Raw genomic sequence first — 3,457 nt, forward strand, 5'->3', positions numbered from 1 at the left:
GCCTGAGTCGGAGTTGTCGTGTCCTCCGTGCTTCTAAGTGTAGTTATCCCCTCCTTCAATTGCGCAGGCCTTCTGGCGAGAGCAGTTCGATCGGCTCATTCGCTGGCATCCGGTGGCGTTGAAGTTATCGTTGTCGATGACGGCTCCACCGATGCAACCCCTCAGGTCTGCGGTGAGCTGGCTGTTCGCTATCCATCGTTGCGCGTCATTCGGCGTGTCAATGGAGGGCTTTCTGCAGCGCGCAACACGGGCATGGATGCCGCCAACGGTGAATTCATCTTCCTGTTGGACGCGGACGACGAACTCATTCCTTTCGACCTCAGCTTGCTGGAGCAGTTCGAGGGTGATGTTTTGAGAGTGGGGGTCGAGGAGATTCTGATCGACGGCAGCCGAAGTCTTCGTCTTCAGAGATCGGTTGCGACCAGCTGGGCCTACGTCTACAGGCGCAGCTTCATCGTGGCAAATCAGTTGCGCTTCGCGGAAGGTTTGATTCACGAAGACATGCTCTTCACCATCCAAGCCTTGCTCGCGGCCCGACAGGTGGCCGCCACGGATGTGCTGGCCTACCGGTACATCCGGCGGCCCGGATCCATTACCCAGCAAGCCAGTTACGCGTCGCGGCGCCGGAGGGTGGCAAGCGAGATGGTGATTGCGCGCGAACTGACTGCGCTGACGAACGCCCATCCCGAAGTGGACTTGTGGTTGTGGACTTCGGGTGTCATTGATTACGGCTGGAATTCAGGCCAAGTTGCAGACTCGCGCAGGCTGGCATGGCGCCTTCTGGTGGGCGAATGTCGGTTCTTCCTGAAATACAGACTCTGGGGCCTGTACCGCAGCCGCAGCGAGGTGCGGTGGCGGCTTCGTGTGGCTGCGACAAGGTTCCTGTTCCTGCGAGACCCAAGCAGCATGGGCGGCCCAGCGCGTGGCACGCGTGCGGCGCCCGGGCAGATGAACCACTGAACCATGGCGCTTGTCTCTGTCATCTGCTGCACCCACAACCGCGAGGCATGGGTTCGCAGCCATTTCGAGGGCATGCGCGCTCACCTCGGTGAAAACATCGAGCTGGTCTACGCGCTGGACAACTGCACCGATGGCACCCGCGCGGCGCTGGAACCGCTGGTGGCTGGGTACCCCAACGTTCGCGTGCTTGACCACCGGGGCGAGCGGGGCCTCTTCAATTGCCGCAACTTCGGCATGGCGCAGGCGTGCGCGCCCTTCATTCACTTCCTTGACGACGACGACAGCGTCGAGCCCGGCTTCTATGCCCAGGCCTGCCAGGCGCTGGGGGCCGAGCCGGCGGCCAGTGCAGACCTGTACCTCGCCCGTTTGCGCATCACTGGCGACGCCGGTCCTGGCGAGGAGCGCGAGGTCATGCCGCAGCACTTGCGGGATCAGGCCGTTTGCAAGGGTACCGAATGGCAGCTCGGCGGCGACTTGTTCGGGCCCATCCTCGAAGGTCAGCTCTACTTCAATGGCGCCAATGCGCTGTACAGCGCAGCCCTGCTGCGGCGCTATGGCTACCGCAGCGAGCTCAAGAAGAGTGCCGATTGGCTTTTCATCCTTGAAGCTGCTTTGCGCCAGCCTTTGCGGGTGATCCTCAATACGCAGATGGTGGCGAACTACCACGTGCATGCGGCTTCGATGAGCATCGGGCCCGACAAGGCGTTCTGGAATGCGCGCGTGTTTGAACTCTTGCTGGCCATGGCCGATGAAGGCCCCCAATGGCGCCGGCAGATTCAAGAGCGCTGCGCGCTGGCGAACTTCCACGCGGCTTATGCGCAGCGTCGCCTGGACCGTGGCTTGTCGCGGTCACTTTATTGGCGCTCTTTTTTGCTCAAGCCGCGTTTGCAGCCTTTGCTGGCGATAGCGAAAACCTGGATAGGCTGAGGCCCCGGCCCTGCCGGCCGGGGCAAGGCTCAAGGCCGCCTGGGCAGGCCAGGCGCCAGTCGGGCCTTCATGTAGTGCAGGGCTGCCCTCAGCTCCCGCCAGCGTGAAGCCAGGGGCGCCGCGGTGCGGCTGCGCCAGCACTCGCGAAGACTGCCCAGCCAAGCCCAGTACCAGTGCCGCAGGGCGTCGCGCCGCATCCTGCTGTCGAAGAGGCACTTCATGTAGTAACCGCCGCGCCCCTTGTCATAGGCTTTCAGCAGCGTGGGCAGGTCGGCTTGCTTGCGGCCGTGGTGGTGGTAGACAACGGGCCGGGGGTCGAACAGGCCGTCGTAGCCGCTGGCGGACGCGCGGGCGAAGATGTCGATGTCTTCGAATGGAAAAGGTGTGCCCGCACCTATGGTGTCATCAACGCCACCGATGCGTTCTAAGGCCTCACGCCGGATGCAGAAGTTGGCGCCCTGCAGGCTGCCTGCCTTGATGAAGCGCCCGGTTTCGTAGCGCTGGGCTGTTTCGCGATAGTCGACCGTGACCTTCGCGTCACTTTCGTCCCACAGCAGGATGCGGCCTCCGAAGAATGCTGCGTCGGCGTTTTCACGGGCGACCAGTTCCCATGCGCTCAGAACCTCGGCGGCCGGGTAGCAGTCGTCGTCGGTAAAGAACAGCAGCTCGGCCTTGGCAAGCCGCCTGCCATGTTCGCGTGCGGCACCGAGCCCGACCTTCGTGCATACCGTTGTGACGAGGGGCAGCCCGCTGGCAGCGTAGCCTTGGATGATGCTTGGGGTGTCGTCGGTGGATTGGTTGTCCACGATGATCAATTCCCAGGCAGCGGTGTACTTCACCCGGGTCCAAGCTTGCAGCGCCTGCGCAAGCTGTGACGCGCGGTTGCGGGTGCAGATGATGACGCTGATGGCCGCTTGCGAACCCGACTGGGCGCTCGGTGCCGCAGGGCTTGCAGGGAGTGTTGACAGACTCATGGGGATGCCTCAGGTCGTTCCTGCCGGTGCTGATGGGCTGAGGTTCGAAAGCAGATGGCCCCGCCATGCCAACCCAGACTTCAGTCGTGCCATCAGGTTTGAAGGGACCATCGCGAGCGTGCTCCTCTTTTTCCTGCGTTCTGCCGCGGGCAGCACGCCTGTGGTGAGCAGCTCAGCCCAGTGCCGGGCCGTTGCCTCATGGCTGAAGCCCAGCGCGCGAGACGCGCCGCCGGCTTGCAGTTGCAGCAGGAAGGCGCGGTCTTGGTGCAGCCGCAGCAGCAACGCTTTCATGGCTTGCCCGTCGCTCACGATGAGGCAGTCTTGGCCGTGCTGGCCGTGGTGGGCATAGGCCGCCTCCTTGCCCACGACAGGCACCACACCCCCCAGCCAGGCGTTGAAGAGTTTCGTTGCCGGTTTCTCGGGCGCCGTCCAGCTTGCCGAGAACCTGCGAACGGCGATGGCGACGTCCACATCGCGGTAGTCGGCCCAGTGGTCGCGGGGTGGAATGCGGAAGTCCAGGCCCTGCGAGGTGCACCAAGCCGTGAACTCAGGCGTGCGCAGTTCGGGGGCCAGGTTGTCGGCTTCACCGAAGAACG

General features: G+C 63.5%; 4 protein-coding genes. 2 read left to right on the forward strand and 2 right to left on the reverse strand.

Going from position 1 to position 3,457, the window contains the following annotated elements; all coding sequences use genetic code 11:
- Positions 1-27: 27 nt before the first annotated feature.
- Positions 28-960 (forward strand): glycosyltransferase family 2 protein, encoded by a 933-nt coding sequence (locus ACIQ2X_RS16290; RefSeq protein WP_396180047.1) that lies wholly within the window; start codon positions 28-30, stop codon positions 958-960.
- A gap of 3 nt (positions 961-963) precedes the next feature.
- On the forward strand, positions 964-1,887 hold the full coding sequence (locus ACIQ2X_RS16295; protein ID WP_396180048.1) for a glycosyltransferase family 2 protein: 924 nt from the start codon (positions 964-966) through the stop codon (positions 1,885-1,887).
- Between the two features lie 29 nt (positions 1,888-1,916).
- On the opposite strand, the gene ACIQ2X_RS16300 is transcribed toward ACIQ2X_RS16295, so the two are convergent.
- Both ACIQ2X_RS16300 and ACIQ2X_RS16305 read right to left on the reverse strand, forming a co-directional pair.
- Positions 1,917-2,861 carry a glycosyltransferase family 2 protein gene (locus ACIQ2X_RS16300; protein ID WP_396180049.1) on the reverse strand — a complete coding sequence of 315 codons (945 nt, stop codon included), beginning with the start codon at positions 2,859-2,861 and terminating at the stop codon, positions 1,917-1,919.
- A 9-nt stretch (positions 2,862-2,870) separates the two neighbouring features.
- A partial coding sequence (locus ACIQ2X_RS16305) for a hypothetical protein (RefSeq protein ID WP_396180050.1) occupies positions 2,871-3,457 on the reverse strand: 587 nt, incomplete at its 5' end.

The organism is Flavobacterium sp. (assembly GCF_044368625.1).
In the GTDB taxonomy this organism is placed as follows: domain Bacteria; phylum Bacteroidota; class Bacteroidia; order Flavobacteriales; family Flavobacteriaceae; genus Flavobacterium.

Bases quoted from the DNA above. Each gene is read 5' to 3' on its own strand.
- ACIQ2X_RS16295 (WP_396180048.1), top strand. From the start codon at position 964: ATGGCGCTTGTCTCTGTCATCTGCTGCACCCACAACCGCGAGGCATGG.
- ACIQ2X_RS16300 (WP_396180049.1), bottom strand. From the start codon at position 2,861: ATGAGTCTGTCAACACTCCCTGCAAGCCCTGCGGCACCGAGCGCCCAG.